At 67.6% G+C, this 2,834-nt stretch carries 2 protein-coding genes and 1 pseudogene; all 3 read left to right on the top strand.

The features are described 5' to 3' along the window. Nucleotides 1–404: pseudogene (locus ACIQ6O_RS15825) on the top strand (Glu/Leu/Phe/Val dehydrogenase); the annotation flags it as partial. Nucleotides 405–418: 14 nt separating this feature from the next. Next, on the top strand, nt 419–2,593 hold the full coding sequence (locus ACIQ6O_RS15820) for a prolyl oligopeptidase family serine peptidase (RefSeq protein WP_396208737.1): 2,175 nt from the start codon (nt 419–421) through the stop codon (nt 2,591–2,593). Nucleotides 2,594–2,605: 12 nt separating this feature from the next. Next, the coding region (locus ACIQ6O_RS15815; RefSeq protein WP_396208736.1) for a hypothetical protein at nt 2,606–2,834 on the top strand (229 nt) is incomplete at its 3' end.

Genomic DNA, 2,834 nt, shown 5'->3' with positions numbered 1-2,834 from the left:
CGATCTTCGCCGAACGGGGCCTGCTCATACTCCCCGACGTATGGCTCAACGCCGGCGGCGTGATCGTTTCGTACTTCGAGTGGCTCAAGAATCTCTCGCACGTACGGTTTGGCCGCATGCAGAAGCGCCATGAAGAGGAGACGCTGCGCAAGCTGCTGCGTGCCATCGAAAGCAAGACGGGCCAGCACTTCTCCGATGCCGAGGCGCTGTCACTCACCGAAGGGGCCGACGAAGAAGACCTTGTGGCGTCGGGGCTCGCCGAGTCGATGACCGTGGCCTATCGCCAGCTGGCGGACGTGCATCGCGGCCTCGGTGACAAGACGGTCACGCTGCGCACCGCGGCCATGGTCAATGCCATCAACAAGGTCGCGCAGTCGTACGTGGACATGGGCATCTTCCCGTGAGGAGTGCGAAGATCGTGCTGGTCGGGCTGTGCGCCGCGCAGGCGGTGGCAGCCCAGCCGGCGCCGTCGTCGCTCACGCTCGATCAGGTGGTGCGCAGCACCGCCATCACGGGGAGCACGCCCTCGGCACTCGCGTGGTCGCCCGACAGCCGCACGCTCGCCTTTGCGTGGGACAGCAGTGGCGGCATCGGACCACGCGAGCTCTGGCTCGTGAATGCCGACGGCAAGGGGCGACGCGTCCTTGCGAAAGATCCGGGCGGCTCACGGTCGACACCGGCACCCGTGCGCGAGATCGTGTGGCGCGCCGACAGTCGCACACTGTACCTGTTGCGCGGCACACACCTCCTCGCGGTGACACCCGCAACGGGTGCGGTGGACACGATCGCCACCGTCACCGCCGATGCCCAGGAGCTTTCGCTGTCACCGTCGGGCGACCGCGTGGCGTACCTCAAGGGCGGTGATCTCTGGACGGTCGCTCTCGGCGCTGCCCCTTCGGCACCGCGCAAGCTCACCGAGGTGGGCGTACCCTCCATCGCGAGCGTGGCACTCGGGACCTACGCGCGACTCGATCGCGAGATCGGGACCGCCACGTGGGCCTCGTCGGCGCCATCGTTCGCATGGTCGCCCGACGGCACAACGATCGCCGCGCAACTCGTGGACCGGCGCGCCGTGCGTACGGTGGCGTTTCCGTACTATCTCGGCACCGATACCCAGGCGAACATGCTGCGTCGCTCGTACCCGGGTGACGCGAACGAAGTGCGACAGGTTGTGCTGGTGAACGCGAAGACCGGTGCGCTCACCGCGCTGCCGTTCGCCGATCCCACGTCAGTGCAGATTCTCAACTTCGCGTGGTCTGCTGACGGTACGCTGCTCGTGGACCGCGAAGCCGATGACGCGACGGAACGGTGGGTGCACACGGTTCGCGCAGGCGGCGAACCCCGCCTCGTGTATCATGACCGTCGCGCGTCGCGCATCTACACCGAGCATGCGTCGGCCTGGTCGCACGACGGCCGTGAGGTGCTACTCACCACCGATCGTGACGACCGGTATCGCGTGTACGCCGTGTCCCTCTCGGACACGACGCCGCGTGCCATCACGCCGGCCGGCAGCGATGTGCAGGGGGAACCCATTCCGCTTCCCAACGGCGCGACGGCCTGGCTGTCCACCGCGCCTGTGGTGGCCGAACGGCATCTGTGGTACGCGGCGCGTGGCAAACCGCCGGTGCAGGTCACGAAGCGCGCCGGCACGCACCGCGCCGTGGTTTCGCCTGACGGCCGCGCTGTGGCGAGCCTCGTGAGCGATGACATCACCCCGCCGCATCTGGTGATGACCACCATGCAGGGCGGCACCGAGCAGACCATCACCACGCCCGGAGGGGCCGGGCTTCGTGACGCAGCACTCGTAGCACCGCGCTACGTGAGCTTTGCCGGCCCCGGTGACGTGGCAGGCGCGGATTCCCTGCGCGCCAAGGTGTGGCTCCCAGCCGCAGCGTTGCGCGGCGAACGGGTGCCAGTGGTATTCGGCCCGTTGTACTCCAATACCGTGCGCAACCGCTGGGGTGGGACGTACGGGCTGCTCCAGCAACTGCTCGTGCAGCGCGGCTATGCCGTGATGCAGGTGGATGTGCGCGGCAGCACCGGCTATGGCCGCGCCTTCCGCGAGGCGTTTCTCATCGAGTGGGGCGGCAAGGATCTCGACGATCTCGAGGCGACGAAGCGCTGGCTCGGTTCACAGGCGTGGGCCGACACGTCGCGCACCGGTATCTTCGGCTCGTCGTATGGTGGGCTCATCACGGTGTACGCGTTGTTCAAGCGCCCCGGACTCTTCAAGGCTGGTGTGGCCGGTGCCTCGGCCACCGACCCGCGCTTCTTCGGCAGCGACGACGTGGCCATCACGCGTCGCCCGCAAACGCATCCGGACGCGTTCACGCGTGGCGCACTCCAGTACGCGGGCGGCCTGCGCGACCACCTCATGCTCATCCACGGACTCATGGATGATGTGGTGCCGTTCAAGACTACGGCCGACCTCGCTGAGGAACTCATGCGGCAGGGGAAGGACTTCGATCTGGTGATCGCGCCGTCGGCTACGCACGGCTGGACGGCGCGCCCGCAGCATGCGCGATATCTGCTCGGCAAGTTGCTGCAACATTTCGATCGCTTTCTGGGCGAGTCCGGATCGCGTAATCCGTAAGGAGGTGCCCGCATGACTGCGCCGAACGACCGCCGTTGGTGGACCCGTCGAGCGTTTCGCGTGCGGGATGGCCATGGGCTGGTCGCGGCGCTCGCGGTAGCGTTCGCCGGTGTCTCGATGCGACCCACCGTTGCCGATGCCCAACCGTTGCGGCCGCGGCTGCAGGTGTTCGTCGTGGCGCACGCTGATGACTGGCAGCTGTTCATGGGCGATGTGGTGGTGGAGGCGTTGCGTCGCGGCG

It is taken from the genome of Gemmatimonas sp. (assembly GCF_044345575.1).
In the GTDB taxonomy this organism is placed as follows: Bacteria; Gemmatimonadota; Gemmatimonadetes; order Gemmatimonadales; family Gemmatimonadaceae; genus Gemmatimonas.
Note: the sequence above shows the minus strand (reverse complement) of the source record. Positions and strands in the feature narration are given on the sequence as shown.